General features: G+C 62.6%; 13 protein-coding genes and 1 other RNA gene. 5 read left to right on the forward strand and 9 right to left on the reverse strand.

All coding sequences use genetic code 11. The features are described from left to right. Positions 1 to 817 precede the first annotated feature (817 nt). From N430_RS26210 to N430_RS26235, 6 genes are all read right to left on the reverse strand, one after another. Complete coding sequence (locus N430_RS26210) at positions 818 to 2,074, reverse strand: integrase domain-containing protein (RefSeq protein WP_110639678.1); 1,257 nt, start codon at positions 2,072 to 2,074, stop codon at positions 818 to 820. Positions 2,075 to 2,262: 188 nt separating this feature from the next. Beyond that, positions 2,263 to 2,655: a transfer-messenger RNA gene (gene ssrA / locus N430_RS26215) on the reverse strand. A 102-nt stretch (positions 2,656 to 2,757) separates the two neighbouring features. Continuing rightward, positions 2,758 to 3,051 carry a hypothetical protein gene (locus tag N430_RS26220; RefSeq protein ID WP_110639677.1) on the reverse strand — a complete coding sequence of 98 codons (294 nt, stop codon included), beginning with the start codon at positions 3,049 to 3,051 and terminating at the stop codon, positions 2,758 to 2,760. A gap of 231 nt (positions 3,052 to 3,282) precedes the next feature. Further along, positions 3,283 to 6,093, reverse strand: a complete 2,811-nt coding sequence (locus N430_RS26225; RefSeq protein ID WP_110639676.1) for an FAD-binding and (Fe-S)-binding domain-containing protein — start codon at positions 6,091 to 6,093, stop codon at positions 3,283 to 3,285. 76 nt (positions 6,094 to 6,169) lie between these two features. Beyond that, positions 6,170 to 7,315 carry an FMN-dependent L-lactate dehydrogenase LldD gene (lldD, locus tag N430_RS26230; RefSeq protein ID WP_110639675.1) on the reverse strand — a complete coding sequence of 382 codons (1,146 nt, stop codon included), beginning with the start codon at positions 7,313 to 7,315 and terminating at the stop codon, positions 6,170 to 6,172. A 63-nt stretch (positions 7,316 to 7,378) separates the two neighbouring features. After that, the gene (locus N430_RS26235; protein WP_110639674.1) at positions 7,379 to 9,049 is read right to left on the reverse strand and encodes a lactate permease LctP family transporter; all 1,671 of its coding nucleotides are present in this window, start codon (positions 9,047 to 9,049) and stop codon (positions 7,379 to 7,381) included. A 256-nt stretch (positions 9,050 to 9,305) separates the two neighbouring features. On the opposite strand from N430_RS26235, the gene N430_RS26240 reads away from it, so the two are divergent. After that, a complete protein-coding gene (locus N430_RS26240) occupies positions 9,306 to 10,073 on the forward strand; it encodes an FCD domain-containing protein (RefSeq protein ID WP_110639673.1) in 768 nt (255 codons plus the stop codon). Between the two features lie 168 nt (positions 10,074 to 10,241). Here N430_RS26240 and smpB read toward each other — a convergent pair whose 3' ends face one another. Beyond that, the gene (gene smpB, locus N430_RS26245) at positions 10,242 to 10,724 is read right to left on the reverse strand and encodes an SsrA-binding protein SmpB (protein WP_003249914.1); all 483 of its coding nucleotides are present in this window, start codon (positions 10,722 to 10,724) and stop codon (positions 10,242 to 10,244) included. Between the two features lie 163 nt (positions 10,725 to 10,887). On the opposite strand from smpB, the gene N430_RS26250 reads away from it, so the two are divergent. Both N430_RS26250 and N430_RS26255 read left to right on the forward strand, forming a co-directional pair. Further along, positions 10,888 to 11,328 (forward strand): type II toxin-antitoxin system RatA family toxin, encoded by a 441-nt coding sequence (locus N430_RS26250; protein WP_110639672.1) that lies wholly within the window; start codon positions 10,888 to 10,890, stop codon positions 11,326 to 11,328. Further along, positions 11,315 to 11,605, forward strand: coding sequence for an RnfH family protein (locus tag N430_RS26255; protein WP_178083408.1), 291 nt, complete (start codon positions 11,315 to 11,317; stop codon positions 11,603 to 11,605). Before N430_RS26250 ends, N430_RS26255 begins: the two co-directional genes overlap by 14 nt. Before the next feature lie 61 nt (positions 11,606 to 11,666). Here the strand turns inward: N430_RS26255 and N430_RS26260 are convergent, their stop codons facing one another. Further along, positions 11,667 to 12,200 carry an outer membrane protein assembly factor BamE gene (locus tag N430_RS26260; RefSeq protein ID WP_110639670.1) on the reverse strand — a complete coding sequence of 178 codons (534 nt, stop codon included), beginning with the start codon at positions 12,198 to 12,200 and terminating at the stop codon, positions 11,667 to 11,669. Between the two features lie 97 nt (positions 12,201 to 12,297). Between N430_RS26260 and fur the strand changes: the two genes are divergently transcribed. Next, the gene (gene fur / locus N430_RS26265; RefSeq protein WP_008096237.1) at positions 12,298 to 12,702 is read left to right on the forward strand and encodes a ferric iron uptake transcriptional regulator; all 405 of its coding nucleotides are present in this window, start codon (positions 12,298 to 12,300) and stop codon (positions 12,700 to 12,702) included. 207 nt (positions 12,703 to 12,909) lie between these two features. Here fur and recN read toward each other — a convergent pair whose 3' ends face one another. Next, positions 12,910 to 14,583, reverse strand: coding sequence for a DNA repair protein RecN (gene recN, locus N430_RS26270; protein WP_110639669.1), 1,674 nt, complete (start codon positions 14,581 to 14,583; stop codon positions 12,910 to 12,912). 191 nt (positions 14,584 to 14,774) lie between these two features. Here recN and grpE point away from each other — a divergent pair, with 191 nt between their 5' ends. After that, complete coding sequence (gene grpE / locus N430_RS26275; protein WP_110639668.1) at positions 14,775 to 15,329, forward strand: nucleotide exchange factor GrpE; 555 nt, start codon at positions 14,775 to 14,777, stop codon at positions 15,327 to 15,329. Positions 15,330 to 15,357 lie beyond the last annotated feature (28 nt).

The raw sequence follows: 15,357 nt of genomic DNA on the forward strand, positions 1-15,357 counted from the left end.
TCATGATCTGGCCTCCTGAACACCGTTACCGGTGGGCGGGTGGAGGCTGCATTGGCTGACGAGACCAGTGCCGCGAGATCCTGAGCTAGGTGCAAGCAGCACTGCGATGACCGGGGCATGCCTGAATGTCAGTCAGGTGCAGTCCATTCCCTGGTCTGCGGCACCATCATCTACAGCGCTGTTGCTGGTGACATCGGTGTTTGTCACGCCGATTGTCACGAGGGGAATTGCCGCAAAGCCCTGTGCGATGAGGGCTGCAGCAGTGGTAGGAGCGCCCGTCTCTTTTCTGGAAAAAGAGACGGGCGAACGGTTGGCACAAAACGTTGGCCGAGCAGGTTCGTTGCTGCAGGGCTAAAGGGTTAGCGGGCAGCCGCACTAGGCGGATTGTTTAGAGGGCGTCCATCATTCTGGCGAATGACCGTGCGAGCCTCCGGGCGCGAATCGCACTTTGGGATGAACCACCGGGTTAGCGGCATGACCTTCAAGGCTCTGGTCATCTGGGGTGCTGCCTAAGGCAGCGCTTTGAACCTTCGTTCTATCGCTCACCGCGGCTCGGGTCAATTGGTGAAGGGCACATGGAAATGCGTCAGATTCCACCTCTGGCGTGCTTTGGAAGTCGGTGGGTGTCAGTGGCAAAATGGCCGTTTGTCGCTTTTCTAGTGTTAGCCCGTGAGCATGGGGATGCGAAGCCTCCCCATGCTCACGGGCTTAGCCGGAGAAGCCAAAATCGAGGCGAGTTGGCGACTGTCGCCATCCGCTCAGACGGCAGGATGTAGATGGCACGCGGTCTGTCGCCAGTGTCGCCGTTGTCGCCGCCCTATCGGATGGGTACTACGTTCCGATCCCTAGCCACATTCATCGCGCTGGCCGAGAGATTGCCCGTCGACGCCTTCAGAATGTACTCGCTCCACCAAGCCATCATCGGCCGTCGGCGCTCGATGTAGTCGGCTCGATTGTAGGCACTGCGCACCTCATCCTTGTCGACGTGTGCCAACGCCACTTCGATGAGCTCCGGGTCCCACCCATGTTCATTCAAGATGGTGCTGGCCATCGAGCGCATGCCGTGACTGACCAAGCGGTCCTGGAAGCCCATGCGTTTCAATGCCATGTTGGCGGTCTGGCTATTGGCATGAGTACGAGGGTTTCGGTCTGCGGGGAAGACGTATTCCCGATGACCACTGTGGGACTTCAGTATCTCCAGCAATGACATGGCTTGATCGCTCAACGGGATGCTGTGCGGGCGGCGCTTCTTCATCCGCTCCGGCGGGATGGTCCAGGCACGCCTTTCAAAGTCGATGTCTGCCCAGCGAGTAGTCGCCGCCTCGGCGGGGCGAGTCATGGTGTGCAACTGCCATTCGATCAGACAACGGGTCGTGCGCTTGATACTGGCGTTCGCTATTTCCAGCATGAGTTCAGGAAGCTCTTCGGGTGGTAGCGCCGCCATGTTTTCTTTCTTCGGCTTCTTGAACACCGCCCGAATCCCGCTGAGCGGATTCGCGAAGATCATTCCCGAATTGACCCCGTAGGTCATGATCTCGTTGAGGCGCTGGCTAAGCCGCTTCACCGTTTCCAAGCTGCCTTTGGCTTCGATAGGGCGAAGGATTTTTATCACCATCGGTGCGCTGACTTCCGAGATCGGAGTCGATTTCATGCTCGGGAAAACGTGCAGCGTGAGCGAGCGCCAGATGTCCTCGGCATAGGCCGGAGTGACCGAGTCCTTTTTCAGCTCGAACCAGGCGGTAGCTACTTTCTCGAACGTATGTTCCGTCTCGGCTAGCTTGGCCTGCGCGAGCTCATTGCGCTGAGCTTTTGGGTCGATCCCCTGCGCAAGTACTTCCCTAGCCTCAACCGCTTTTCGCCGAGCTTGCGCCAGAGAGACCTCAGGGTAGGAGCCGAGCGCCATGTTGATTCGATTTTTGGTGACCGGATGCCTGTAGTTGAAATTCCACTGCATCGAGCGGTTGACCCGTACTCGGAGCTGGAGGCCGTCGCCATCCGTGAGGACATAGTCCTTGTCTTTGGGCTTGACCGCCTTGAGCTGGCGGTCGGAGAGGCGAGCTGTTTGAGCGCACATGGGAGAAGCTCCATGACACCTTTTGGTATTCCCAAGATTAGCCCCAGGTAGGCTGGAATACCACCGGGAATACCGGGATGGCTGGAACTCAAAAAACCGTTGTGGCCCTCAAAAGAGCAGTAAACCCTTGATTTCACTGGCTTTCAGGCACAAAAAAAGACGTCCGTGGACGTCTTTGATTGATCATTTGGTGGAGCCGGGGGGATTTGAACCCCCGTCCGCCAGTACTCCGCTGTCGGTACTACATGCTTAGCCGTGTCTACTGATTTAATCCGCAGCCGCCCGACGGGCAGGGTGCTTTGGATGAGTTGTGTAAGTTTTAGTCACTTCGCCCACAACGTGCTACGCGACGATCCTGTTCTATATGACAATCAGTTCGGGTTTACAGGCATCCCCTAGTGATTGCTGGAGCCGAAGCTACCAGAAGCAAAGGTCACTTACGCTGCGAGAGCGTAGGATTCCTCGCCGTAGGTTTCGTCATTGGCAACTATAAGAAGTTGCAACAGTGGATTTACGAGTTCTGTTACCAACTCGGCATGCACCTAGAGTTTCGCTACCGGCGTCGAATCCTAATCGGCCCCACACTAGCTCTTGGCTAACGCACCTTACGGCACGTGAGGCGGAGTATACGCCATTGTGCGGGCGACGTCGACAGCCGGTCCTGTCGCCCGCGCTGCGAGGGCTCAAGCACCGCTGCCGCCGGCCGAACCGCTGCCTTTTTCGGTTTTTTCCAGGCGTTCGAGCACCTTGCTGGTGATGGCGATGCAGCCTTTGGTGTCACCGGAAGCCTGGGCGGCCTTGGCTTTGTCGACTTGTTCGGTGAGGGCTTTGTCCAGGCCTTCGGAGGTAGCACCGGCGGTGGCCATGCTGTCGTCGATCTTCTGCAGGTTGGCGGTGCACAGGTCTTCGGCGGCAAAGGCCGGCGAAGCCAGGAGGGTAGCGGCCGCGAAGAGGGCCGAAAGCGCGGTACCTTTCATGGGTGTCTCCTTTTATGGCCGCTTGGAAGTGGGCCTATAAGGGTGGACTGCCGGGGTTTGGCGAGGGTTCAATCGGGGTGAGGATGTGTGGGAGCGGGCGTGCCCGCGAAGCAGGCGCTGCGGTGCATGGCACGGGCTTCGCCCGTGTTCGCGGGCGCGCCCGCTCCCACAGGGATTGCGCCGGTTTCTGGATATTGAGTTTCAGGGGCCGCAGCGCGGCCCCGGGGCAGGTCAGATGCTGCGTGGGCGGGTGACGCGGTCTACCAGGTAGACCAGGCCGTGATAGTCGATGCCGCTGTGGCTGGACAGGCCGATTTCACAGGTGCGGCTGGTGGAGATGCCTTCGCTGCAATACTGCACCGCATCTTTCAGGCTGCGCAGCGAGTGGGCGTTGAGTTCGGGGGTGGTGAAGCCCTTGTCGCCGGCAAAGCCGCAGCAGTGAATGCCTTCCGGAATCACCACCTGCTTGCTGCAGCGGCGTGCCAGGTCGATCAGTGCCTGGCTTTCGCCCAGGTGCTGGGTGCTGCAGGTCACGTGCACGGCCACCGGTTCGTCCTGGGGGGTGAACTCCAGTTTGTCGAGCAGATGGGTGCGGATGAAGCGCACCGGGTCGTACAGGTCCAGCCGGGTTTCGCCCAGGTCCTGCACCAGGCGCAGGGTGCAGGGGCTGGTGTCGCAGTAGATCGGGTCGATGCCGCCGCGGCTGGCGTGGAGCAGGGCGTTGATCAGTTCCTGGCGCTTGTGCTCGGCCTGCTCCGGGTAGCCCTTGGAGGCGAACGGCTGGCCGCAGCAGAGGCTGTCGGCGTTGTCCGGGAACACCACTTGGTAACCGGCCTTTTCCAGCAGGGTGCGGGTCTTGTCGAGCAGCGAGCTTTGCTCGCGGTCGGCGTAGGCGGGGCCCATCACCCTTGAAACACAGGCTGCGAGGTAGACCACGCGGGGGCGGGCGTCGTTGCTCGCCGGGCCGAAGTCCATCGTGCGCAGCGGTTGTGGCATGGCTGGGGTCCACTGGGGCAGGCGGCCTTTGCTGGCCCTGCTCAGTGATGTGCTGAGGCGCCCGAGGCGTGGGGCGCCGAGCAGTTTGCGGGCGGTGTTGGCGGCGGTCAGGGTGAAGCGGGCGCCGCTCAGGGTGGTGTGGAAATGCTCGGCCAGCCAGTCGGCAGCCTTGGCGTGGTTGGCAGCCTGGCTGCGCAGCTTCTTCACCAACTCGCCGGTGTTGATGCCGACCGGGCAGCGCTGGGCGCACAGGCCGGTGGCGGCGCAGGTGTCGATGCCTTGGTACTGGTAGGTCTGCAGCAGCTCGCGAGTGTCGACGCCGGCGCGCTTCTTCGCCTGGATGTCGCGCCACATGACGATGCGCTGGCGTGGGCTGAGGGTCAGGCCCTTGGAAGGGCAGACGGGTTCGCAGAAGCCGCACTCGATGCACTTGTCGACGATCTCGTCGGCGGCAGGCAGCGGCTTGAGATTTTTCAGGTGGATGTCCGGGTCTTCACTCAACACCACGTCAGGGTTGAGGATGCCGTTGGGGTCGAGCAGGCGCTTGAGCTTCCACATCAGCTGGTAGGCGTCGTGCCCCCATTCCAGCTCAACGAACGGCGCCATGTTGCGACCAGTGCCGTGTTCGGCCTTGAGCGAGCCGCCGAACTCGACCGCCACCAGTTGCGCGACGTCGTCCATGAAAGCCTGGTAGCGGGCGACTTCCGCGGCGCTGTTGAAACCCTGGGTGAAGACGAAGTGCAGGTTACCTTCCAGCGCGTGGCCGAAGATGATTGCCTCGTCGTAGTGGTGCTTGTCGAACAGCTGGATCAGGCGGTTGACGCCTTCGGCCAGTTGCTCGACGGGGAAGGTGACGTCTTCGATGATCACCGTGGTGCCGGTCTGGCGCACGGCGCCGACGGCGGGGAAGGTGTCCTTGCGGATCTTCCACAGCTGGTTGTACACGGCCGGGTCTTCGCTGAACTCGACTTTCTGCTCCAGTGGGTAATCAGCGATCGAGGCCATTACCAACTGCAGTTGCTCGTGCAGCAGGCTCTGGCTGGCGGCGCGGGACTCGATCAGCAGCGCGCAGGCGTTATCCGACAGGCCTTTGACCCACAGCGGCATGCCCGGCATGTTCTGCACCGAACGCAGGCTGCGGCGGTCGAGCAGCTCGACGGCGGACACCGGCTGGCGCTTGAGCACGGTGACGGCGCGGCAGCAGCTTTCCACGCTGGGGAACACCAGCAGCGCGCTGGCCTTGTGCGGGTGATCGGGCACGGTGTTGTAGGTGACGGCGCTGATGAAGCCCAGGGTGCCTTCGGAACCGACCAGCAGGTGCTGCAGGATATCCAGCGGCTGGTCGTAGTCCACCAGCGCATTGAGTGACAGACCGGTGGTGTTCTTCAGCCGGTACTTGTGCCGGATGCGGTCGGCCAGTGCGGTGTTGGCGCGGGTTTCGCGGCCCAGCCGGGCCAGCGCTTCGAGCAGGTCGGCGTGGCTGTTTTCAAAGGCTGCGACACTGGCCGGGTCTTCGCTGTCCAGGCGGGTGCCATCGGCCAGCACCAGGCGCAGGCCGGCGAGGGTGTGGTAGGTGTTCTGGGCGGTGCCGCAGCACATGCCGCTGGCGTTGTTGGCGACGATGCCACCGATCTTGCAGGCGTTGATCGAAGCCGGGTCGGGGCCGATCTTGCGCCCGTACGGGGCCAGCCAGGCGTTGGCCTGGGCGCCGATGACGCCGGGTTGCAGGCGGATCTGTTCGCCTTGGTCGCGGATTTCACGGCCGTTCCAGCTATCGCCGAGCACGATCAGCACTGAGTCGCTGATGGCCTGGCCGGACAGGCTGGTGCCGGCGGCGCGGAAGGTCACCGGTACGCGATCGCGTTGGGCCAGTTGAATCAGCCCGACCACTTCGTCCTCGGATTCGACGCGCACCACCAGCTTGGGGATCAGCCGGTAGAAGCTGGCGTCTGTGCCGAAGGCCAGGGTGGAGGTCGGGTCGTCGAAACGGCGTTCGGCGGGGATCAGGCGCTCGGCATCACGCAGGAACGCAGCGGGCAGGCTCATGCAATCTCCTCGCGGGGCCGCAGCGTCTGGCGCGCAGCGTGCCCCGGTCATTCAGGCGGTACTGTAGAGGGGGCGCTCAGGCGCCCAGTTCGCGGACCAGCGAGTCGCGGGTGATCTCGCCGATCGACTTGGCGCCGGTCAGCACCATGGCTACGCGCATTTCCTTCTCGAACAGTTCGAGCAGGTTTTTCACCCCGGCCTGGCCGTGCACCGCCAAGGCCCAGAGGAAGGCGCGGCCGATCAGCACGGTGTCGGCGCCGAGGGCGATCATGCGCACCACGTCGAGGCCGCTGCGGATGCCGGAGTCGGCGAGGATCTTCAGGTCGCCTTTGACCGCGTCGGCAATCGCCGGCAGGGCGCGGGCGCTGGACAGCACGCCGTCGAGCTGGCGGCCGCCGTGGTTGGACACGACGATGCCGTCGGCGCCGAACTTGACCGCGTCACGGGCGTCGTCGGCGTCGAGGATGCCCTTGATGATCATCGGGCCGTCCCAGAATTCGCGAATCCACTCCAGGTCTTTCCACGAGATCGACGGGTCGAAGTTGTTGCCCAGCCAGCCGATGTAGTCGGCAAGGCCGGTGGGGTTGCCGCGGTACTTGGAGATGTTGCCCAGGTCGTGCGGGCGGCCCATCACGCCGACGTCCCACGCCCACTCGGGGTGAGTCATGGCCTGCAGCACACGGCGGATCGGGCCGTTCGCGCCGCTCATGCCGGAGTGGGCGTCGCGGTAGCGGGCACCTGGCACCGGCATGTCGACGGTGAACACCAGGGTTTTAACCCCGGCGGCCTTGGCCCGCTCCAGGGCGTTGCGCATGAAGCCGCGGTCCTTGAGCACATACAGCTGGAACCACATCGGCCGGTCGATGGCGGGCGCCACTTCTTCGATCGGGCACACCGAAACCGTCGACATGGTGAACGGAATGCCATGGGCCGCCGCCGCACGGGCAGCCTGCACTTCACCACGGCGGGCGTACATGCCGGTAAGGCCGACCGGGGCCAGGGCCACGGGCATGCTCAGGGTTTCGTCGAACAGCTTGGTTTCCAGGCTGAGCTCGGACATGTTCTTCAGCACGCGCTGGCGCAGGGCAATGCTGGCCAGGTCCGAGACGTTGTGGCGCAGAGTGTGCTCGGCGTAGGCACCGCCGTCGGCGTAGTGGAACAGGAAGGGAGGCAGCTTGCGTTGGGCCGCGGCGCGATAGTCGGTGGAAGCGGAAATGATCATGGATTCTCGCAGCGTGGGTTGAAGGCGATGCCGGGCGCGTGATGGCGCCCGGCCCCTTTCACTTTAGTGATGAACCAGCATGCCGGTCAGCCAATAGGCCTGGATCAGGGTGATCAGGCCGACGATGGTGGCGAAGAACAGGCTGTGCTTGACGGTGAAGCGGAACAGGTCGGATTCCTTGCCGACCAGGCCGGTGGCGGCGCAGGCCACGGCGATCGACTGTGGCGAGATCATCTTGCCGGTCACGCCGCCGCTGGTGTTGGCCGCTACCAGCAGGGTGTCGTTGACCCCGATCTGGTGCGCGGTGGTGGCTTGCAGCGAGCTGAACAGGGCATTGGACGAGGTGTCGGAGCCGGTCAGGAACACGCCCAGCCAGCCGAGGAACGGCGAGAAGAACGGGAACGCGGCGCCGGTGCCGGCCAGGACCAGCGCCATGGTCGAGGACATGCCCGAGTAGTTGGTGACAAAGGCGAAGGCCAGCACCATGCCGATCGACAGGATCGGCCAGCGCAGCTCCCAGAAGGTCTCCTTGAAAGTGGTCAGACCAGTTTTGAAGTTGATCTTCAGCACGGCCATGGAGATCAGCGCCGAGAGGAAGATGGCAGTGCCGGTGGCGGAGATCGGGTCGAGCTTGAACACCGCTGGCATGGCGGTTGGCGCAGTGACGATCGGCGCGGTCTTGATCACCAGCTGGTCGAGGTGCGGGATGGCGAAGTTGAACACGAAGTTGTACATCGCGCCGCCTGGGGCGAAGGCCGCCTTGAACGGTTTCAGGGTCCAGATGGTGACCAGCACGGTGAGGATCAGGAACGGCGACCAGGCCTTGAAAATCTCGCCGAAGCTGTACGGGGTCGGCTGGCTGCCGCTCGGCTGTACCACGGCGGCACCGACGCTGCCTTTGGCTTCGCTGAAGGAGCGCTTGGGCTGCCAGACTTTCAGGAACAACGTCAGGCAAATCAGGCTGGCCAGGGCCGAGGTGATGTCCGGCAGCTCAGGGCCGATGAAGTTCGAAGTGAAGTACTGGGTCACGGCGAAGCTCAGGCCGGCGACCAGGGCGGCGGGCCAGGTTTCTCTCACGCCGCGCAAGCCGTCCATCATGAACACCAGCCAGAACGGTACGAACAGCGACAGCAGTGGCAGCTGGCGGCCGGTCATGGCGCCGATGTGGAAGGCGTCGATGCCGGTGACCTGGCCGGCCACGATGATCGGGATGCCGAGGGCGCCGAAGGCCACCGGTGCGGTGTTGGCAATCAGGCACAGGCCGGCGGCGTACAGCGGGTTGAAGCCCAGGCCCACCAGCAGCGCGGCAGTGATGGCCACCGGGGCGCCGAAACCGGCCGCACCTTCGAGGAAGGCACCGAAGCAGAAGCCGATCAGCAGTACTTGCAGGCGCTGGTCGTCGGTGATCGACAGTACCGAGCTGCGGATCACTTCGAACTGGCCGCTCTTGACCGTGAGTTTGTACAGGAACACCGCGGCAACGATGATCCAGGCAATCGGCCAGAGGCCGTAGAGGAAGCCATAACCTGCGGCAGCCAAGGCCATGTCGACAGGCATCTGGAAGGCAAAGATCGCCACCAGGATCGACAGGGCAAGGGTGATGCTGCCAGCCACGTGCCCTTTGAGGCGGAACACGGCCAGGGCCAGGAAGAAGAACACGATAGGGATGACCGCCGCCAGCGCGGACAGGCCGAGACTACCAAGCGGGGTATAGAGTTGTTGCCAGGTTTGCATATGGGGTGGCCCCTAATTGTTGTTGGTCAGGCACTGGCATTGGATAATTGGTAAGACCAATTTACAATGGCTGGTCGCTAGGTTAAAAGCGCTGTCGTGGGTGTGTCAATTTGTCCCGTGCAAAACTTTGGTCGCGGGTCGATGAACGGGCAGCTGCTTCCTTGCGAAAACCGTCGGCTGATGCGTGCTGGCGCGGCGCGGATCGGCGAGAATAGGCGCCCCCTGAAATTGGCCGGGGGTTTGTGGAGAGCATGTGATGGTTTTTGATCAGGTCCGCCAACGGCGCCTGTCCGACGACATCGTCGATCGGTTGGAAGGGATGATTCTGGAAGGCACGCTGACCTCCGGGCAGCGGCTGCCGGCCGAGCGCGTCCTGGCCGAGCAGTTCGGTGTGTCGCGCCCGTCACTGCGTGAGGCGATCCAGAAGCTGGTGGCCAAGGGGCTATTGGTGAGCCGCCAGGGTGGCGGCAACTACGTGGCTGAATCCCTTGGCTCGACCTTCAGCGACCCATTGCTGCAACTGCTTGAGCACAGTGCCGAAGCGCAGCGTGACCTGCTTGAGTTTCGCCATACCCTGGAGGCGTCATGCGCCTATTACGCGGCCCAGCGCGCCACCGAGCCTGATCGTGCGCGGCTGAAGGCGGCGTTCGATACCTTGCAGGATTGCTATGCGCGGGCCGACGAGGTGACGCGGGTGGAGGAGGGCGCGGCCGATGCGCGTTTCCACCTGGCGATTGCCGAGGCCAGCCATAACGCGGTGTTGCTGCATACGATTCGTGGCTTGTTCGACTTGCTCAAGCGCAACGTGGTGACCAACATTGGCGGCATGTACCAGCAGCGTACGGAAACACGCGACATGCTGATCAGTCAGCACCGCGAGTTGTACCAGGCGATTGTCGAGGGCAGGGCGGAGGATGCGCGGGAGGTGTCCAGCCGGCACATTCTGTATGTGCAGGAGGTGCTGGAAGAGGCGCAGCATGAAGCTCAGCGGGTGGCGCGGGCGGAGCGGCGCAGCGGGCGTTGAAGCCACGCTTGCCCGCAACATGCACGGTTAATGTGGGAGCGGCCTTGTGTCGCGAAAGGGCTGCGAAGCAGCCCCAGGATCTCAGCTTCGCAGCTTGATCTGCCGGGGCTGCTTCGCAGCCCTTTCGCGACACAAGGCCGCTCCCACAAGGGCCGCACAGGGCAAGAATTACTCTTCCTTGCCCTTGTTCCGCACCGCACGCTGCAGCTCGCGGTTGGAGTCGCGTTCGCGCATGGTGTCGCGCTTGTCGAACTCCTTCTTGCCCTTGCCAAGCGCGATCTCGCACTTGATCAGGTGCTTGCTCCAGTACAGCGCCAAGGCTACGCAGGTGTAGCCTTTTTGCGCCACGGCGGCCTCCACACGCTCGAGCTCGCGCTTGTTCAGCAGCAGCTTTCGGGTGCGCGTGGGGTCGGCGATGACGTGGGTGCTGGCGGTGGTCAGCGGGGTGATGTGGCTGCCGAACAGCCAGGCTTCGCCATCTTTGAGCAGCACGTAGCTGTCGGTCAGATGCGCCTTGCCGGCCCGCAGGCTCTTTACTTCCCAGCCGGACAGGACCAGCCCGGCCTCGAACTTGTGTTCGATGAAGTAATCGTGTCGCGCTTTTTTGTTTTGCGCGATGGTCCCGGTCGGATGTTTCTTTTGTTTAGCCATAGGGGCGGCATTATAGGCAAGTCATTGCGCGGTCGGCTACGGGATTTCAGTGTGCTTGAGCCACTGCAATGAATACCGGACAATACAAGGCCTGTTCTATGCACAGAACCTGTTTTCGGCACGCTGCGAAGCGCCGCCAACCAGCCTTGGAAGTGACGCCTGGATGACTACCCATATTCAACGCTCCGCCCTGCTGCCGTACCCTGCTCAGGCGCTCTACGATCTGGTCAATGACGTGGCCAGCTACCCTGAATTCCTGCCTTGGTGCTCGGCGTCGACGGTGATCGAGGCTAGCGACACGCACATGCGGGCGAAGCTGGAAGTGGCCAAGGGCGGCATGAGCCAGCAGTTCGTTACAAGCAATGTGCTGGTGCCGGGGCAGTCCATCGAAATGAACCTGGAAGAAGGGCCGTTCACCCAGTTGCATGGCCTGTGGGTGTTCAAGCCGCTCGGTGAAAAAGCCTGCAAGATCAGCCTCGACCTGACCTTCGACTACGCCGGCGCGATCGTGCGTGCCACGCTCGGGCCGTTGTTCAACCAGGCGGCCAATACTCTGGTGGATGCGTTCTGCCAGCGTGCCAAGCAGCTCAATGGTCAAGGTTGAAGTGGCCTACGCCACGGCCGAGCGCCAGTGGCTGTTGGTTTGTGACGTGCCGGATGGGGTGACAGTGCGTGAAGCGTTGCGCCTGTCCGGGATTGCCGGGCAAGTGAGCGGGCTGGATGTCGAGCAATGCCCGGTGGGTATTTTCGGCAAGGTGGTCGCAGATGCGCATGAGCGTCCGGTCGAGGAGGGGGATCGGTTGGAGATCTACCGGCCTCTGCAGCTCGATCCTAAAGAGGCGCGCAGGCAGCGCGCTGCAAAGGCCAAGGCCAAGCGCTAGCTGCTCTGGCAGGCAATAAAAAGCCCGGACCTTGGTCCGGGCTTTTTCGTCTGGCCGGCAATTACTGCGGCGAGGTTTCCAGCGGTGCTGGCGTCGGCACCGGGGTGGTCTCGATGGTGTCGATCTCGCGTTGGATAGACTCTTCCGTCGAGCCTGGCTTGGCTGGCTTCTCTTCCGGCTGCGGCTTGGCCTGCTCTGGCTGGGTGGCCGGGCTGACCGTGGTGGTGTTGCTGCCACCGAGGATTTCCTGGTCGCGGCTCACACCCGGCATGAAGTCGCCAGACAGGCTGACCAGTTGGTCGCTGTCGTTGAAGAAGATGCTCATGCGTTCCTGCTGGCGTTTGCCTCCACCAGGTTGCAGGCTGTACAGGTAGTCCCAACGGTTGGTGTTGAAGGTGTCCTGCAGCAGCGGGTTACCCATGATAAACCTTACTTGCCGGCGGGTCATTCCGGGGCGTAATTGGTCTATCATGTCTTGCGTAACGACATTGCCCTGCTGGATGTCGATTTTGTAAACCCCGGGAAACGAGCAACCGGCGAGTGCGAGCAGTCCCGCGAGGGCGAGGCTGTTTAGCAAGAGCTTGGTGTTTTGCATCGGTGGGCGACTTCCACTATCTTGGCTGGACAACGTAAACCCCGATCATACCCGTATTAAGAGAAGCTGCGAAGCAGCATCGGCGAGAAAGCTGACCATGGTTGAAAATAGCGAATTGCGCAAAGCCGGTCTCAAGGTGACCCTGCCTCGAGTCAAGATCCTTCAGATGCTCGACTCCACCGAGCAACGTCACATGAGCGCCGAGGATGTCTACAAGGCGCTGATGGAGGCTGGCGAGGACGTCGGTCTGGCAACCGTCTATCGCGTACTGACCCAGTTCGAAGCGGCTGGTTTGGTGGTGCGCCACAACTTCGACGGTGGCCACGCGGTGTTCGAGCTGGCTGACGGCGGTCACCACGACCATATGGTCAACGTGGAGACCAGTGAAGTCATCGAGTTCATGGATGCTGAAATCGAGCGCCGTCAGAAAGAGATCGTGGCCGAGCATGGCTACGAGCTCGTGGACCACAATCTGGTCCTTTATGTACGTAAGAAAAAGTAACGATTTAGCTCGTTATGAATGACAAAAGGCGACCTTCGGGTCGCCTTTTTGCTTTCTGGGGGTGAGTGCGATCTTTGTGGGAGCAGCCTTGCGTCGCGAAAGGGCTGCAAAGCAGCCCCGCGATTTATGCTTCACGGCTGAAATCGAGGGGCCGCTTTGCGGCCCTTTCGCGACGCAAGGCCGCTCCCACAGAAGGTCGTGCCAGTTTCAGGCCTTGCCGGAAACCACCATCTTGCGCGCATGGGCCAGGGATTCCTTGGTCAGGTCGATGCCGCCGAGCATGCGCGCCACTTCCTCGACCCGCTCGCGCTTGCCCAAACTTGCCACTGCGGTATGGGTGGTATCGCTGTTGCGCACCTTGTGCACGAACAGGTGATGATGCCCTTGCGCGGCCACCTGCGGCAGGTGGGTCACAGTCAGTACCTGGCCGCGCTCGCCCAGGCGGCGGAGCAGCTGGCCGACGATTTCGGCCGTCGGGCCGCCGATGCCGACGTCCACTTCGTCGAACACCAGCGTCGGAATGCGCGAGGTCTGTGCCGTGATCACCTGGATCGCCAGGCTGATACGCGACAATTCGCCCCCGGACGCCACCTTGGCCAAGCCCTTGAGCGGCTGCCCGGGGTTGGCGCTGACCAGCAGTTCGATCTGCTCCAGGCCATGGGGAGACAGGTCGTTGCCTTCGTTGGGCGTGAGTTCGATGCAGAATCGGCCACCCGGCATGCCCAGGCGCTGGATTTCCTGCTCCACGGCGACGGCCAGCTGTTTGGCGGCCTGCTGGCGCAGGGCGCTCAGCTCCAGGGCCTTCTCCTTATAGTGCTGGGCAAAGGCGCCAAGCTCCTCGCCCAGGCGTTCGATCGACTCATCACTGGCGTTCAGGCCTTCGAGTTCGTCCATCAGCTGCTGCTGCAGGTGCGGCAGCTCGGTGGGATGCACGCGGTGCTTGCGCGCCAGGGTGTAGATCGTGTCGAGGCGCTCTTCCAGGGCTTGCAGGCGCATGGGGTCGGCATCGAAGTTGTCGAGGAAGCGGTTGAGCTCGCCCATCGCTTCTTCTACCTGAATCTGTGCGCTGGCGATCATGTTCGCCGCCTCGCCCAGTGCGCGTGGGGCATTGGCTGCGGCACCGAGGCGGTTGAGGCTGGAGGTGAGGGCGCTGAGCACGTTGCCCGAATCGCTTTCGCTGCACTGGTCGATGACCTGGCGGCAGATGCCGAACAGGGCTTCGGCGTTGGTCAGGTTCTTGTGCTCCTGCTCCAGTTGCTCCAGTTCGTTTTCGCCCAGGCCGAGGTTGTCGAGTTCTTCAAGCTGATAGCTCAGCAGCTGATGGCGGGCGCGTTGCTCATCGCCGGAATTGCTCAGGCGTTCCAGCTCCAGGCGGGTCTGGTTCCAGCGCTTGGCGGCAAGCTGCACCTGGCGGGCCAGGTCGATGGCGCCGGCGTATTCGTCCACCAGGCGGCGGTGGGTGTCGGTCTTGAGCAGCGACTGGTGTTCATGCTGGCTGTGGATGTCGATCAGCAGCTCGCCGAGTGCCTTGAGGTCGCCGAGCGGGCAGGGTGTGCCGTTGATGTAGCCACGGCTGCGGCCTTCGGCAGTGATCACGCGGCGCAGGATGCACAGGCCGTCGTTGTCCAGATCGCGCTCGGCCAGCCAGGCATGGGCTTCGGGGATGTCCACCAGGTCGAACGTGGCCAGGATGTCCGCCTTGTCGGTGCCGGGGCGCACCACGCCGCTGTCGGCACGGTCGCCCAGGGCCAGGCCGAGGGCATCGAGCATGATCGACTTGCCCGCACCGGTCTCGCCGGTGATGACCGACATGCCGCGGGCGATTTCGAGGTCGAGGTGTTCGACGATGGCGTAGTTGTGGATGGACAGGTGCACCAGCATGGGGGCGGCTCCCGAAGTTCAGGTCTGGTTATTTATACAGTACTTTTTTCAGGCCTGCCAATGCCCTCTGGCGGATTCTGTTGCGGCCTGCAAAACCCACTTGCCCCTTGAAGCTGGTTTTTCCGGCCCCATATAGCCGGCAGACACGGCGAGCTTTGCTCGTACAACAGAAATTGCGGAGGAGAGTACCCATGGCTGACGAACAGCTGAATGAAAAAGACCTTAACGCCGAAGAGGCTGGTGCAGTGGATAACGGCGCCCGCGTTCAGGAGCTCGAGGAGCAGCTGGCCGCCGCCAAGGATCAGTCCCTGCGTGTTGCTGCCGAAGCGCAGAACAGCATTCGTCGCGCCGAGCAGGAGGTCGACAAGGCCCGGAAGTTCGCCCTCGAGAAGTTCGCTAGCGACCTGCTGCCGGTGATCGACAGCCTGGAGCTGGCCCTGGCGCACTCCAGTGCCGAAGACGAGCAGGTCAAGACTATCCGTGATGGCGTCGAGCTGACCCTGAAAATGTTCCAGGACACCCTCAAGCGCTACAACCTCGAAGCCATCGAGCCGCACGGCCAGCCGTTCAACCCTGAGCACCACCAGGCCATGGCCATGCAGGAAAATGCCGACGTCGAGCCGAATAGCGTGCTGAACGTCTTCCAGAAAGGCTACCTGCTCAACGGCCGCCTGCTGCGCCCCGCCATGGTGGTGGTGAGCAAGGCTCCGGCTGCCCCGCAACCTTCTATCGATGAGAAGGCTTGAAATCTGTCGGGGCATCCCCATCTAGGTG

Origin of the sequence: Pseudomonas sp. CC120222-01a (assembly GCF_003097235.1) — a bacterium.
Taxonomy (GTDB): Bacteria; Pseudomonadota; Gammaproteobacteria; order Pseudomonadales; family Pseudomonadaceae; genus Aquipseudomonas.

Coding starts and splice junctions, on each gene's coding strand:
- N430_RS26210 (WP_110639678.1), bottom strand. CDS start 2,074: ATGTGCGCTCAAACAGCTCGCCTCTCCGACCGCCAGCTCAAGGCGGTC.
- N430_RS26220 (WP_110639677.1), bottom strand. CDS start 3,051: ATGAAAGGTACCGCGCTTTCGGCCCTCTTCGCGGCCGCTACCCTCCTG.
- N430_RS26225 (WP_110639676.1), bottom strand. CDS start 6,093: ATGAGCCTGCCCGCTGCGTTCCTGCGTGATGCCGAGCGCCTGATCCCC.
- lldD (WP_110639675.1), bottom strand. CDS start 7,315: ATGATCATTTCCGCTTCCACCGACTATCGCGCCGCGGCCCAACGCAAG.
- N430_RS26235 (WP_110639674.1), bottom strand. CDS start 9,049: ATGCAAACCTGGCAACAACTCTATACCCCGCTTGGTAGTCTCGGCCTG.
- N430_RS26240 (WP_110639673.1), top strand. CDS start 9,306: ATGGTTTTTGATCAGGTCCGCCAACGGCGCCTGTCCGACGACATCGTC.
- smpB (WP_003249914.1), bottom strand. CDS start 10,724: ATGGCTAAACAAAAGAAACATCCGACCGGGACCATCGCGCAAAACAAA.
- N430_RS26250 (WP_110639672.1), top strand. CDS start 10,888: ATGACTACCCATATTCAACGCTCCGCCCTGCTGCCGTACCCTGCTCAG.
- N430_RS26255 (WP_178083408.1), top strand. CDS start 11,315: ATGGTCAAGGTTGAAGTGGCCTACGCCACGGCCGAGCGCCAGTGGCTG.
- N430_RS26260 (WP_110639670.1), bottom strand. CDS start 12,200: ATGCAAAACACCAAGCTCTTGCTAAACAGCCTCGCCCTCGCGGGACTG.
- fur (WP_008096237.1), top strand. CDS start 12,298: ATGGTTGAAAATAGCGAATTGCGCAAAGCCGGTCTCAAGGTGACCCTG.
- recN (WP_110639669.1), bottom strand. CDS start 14,583: ATGCTGGTGCACCTGTCCATCCACAACTACGCCATCGTCGAACACCTC.
- grpE (WP_110639668.1), top strand. CDS start 14,775: ATGGCTGACGAACAGCTGAATGAAAAAGACCTTAACGCCGAAGAGGCT.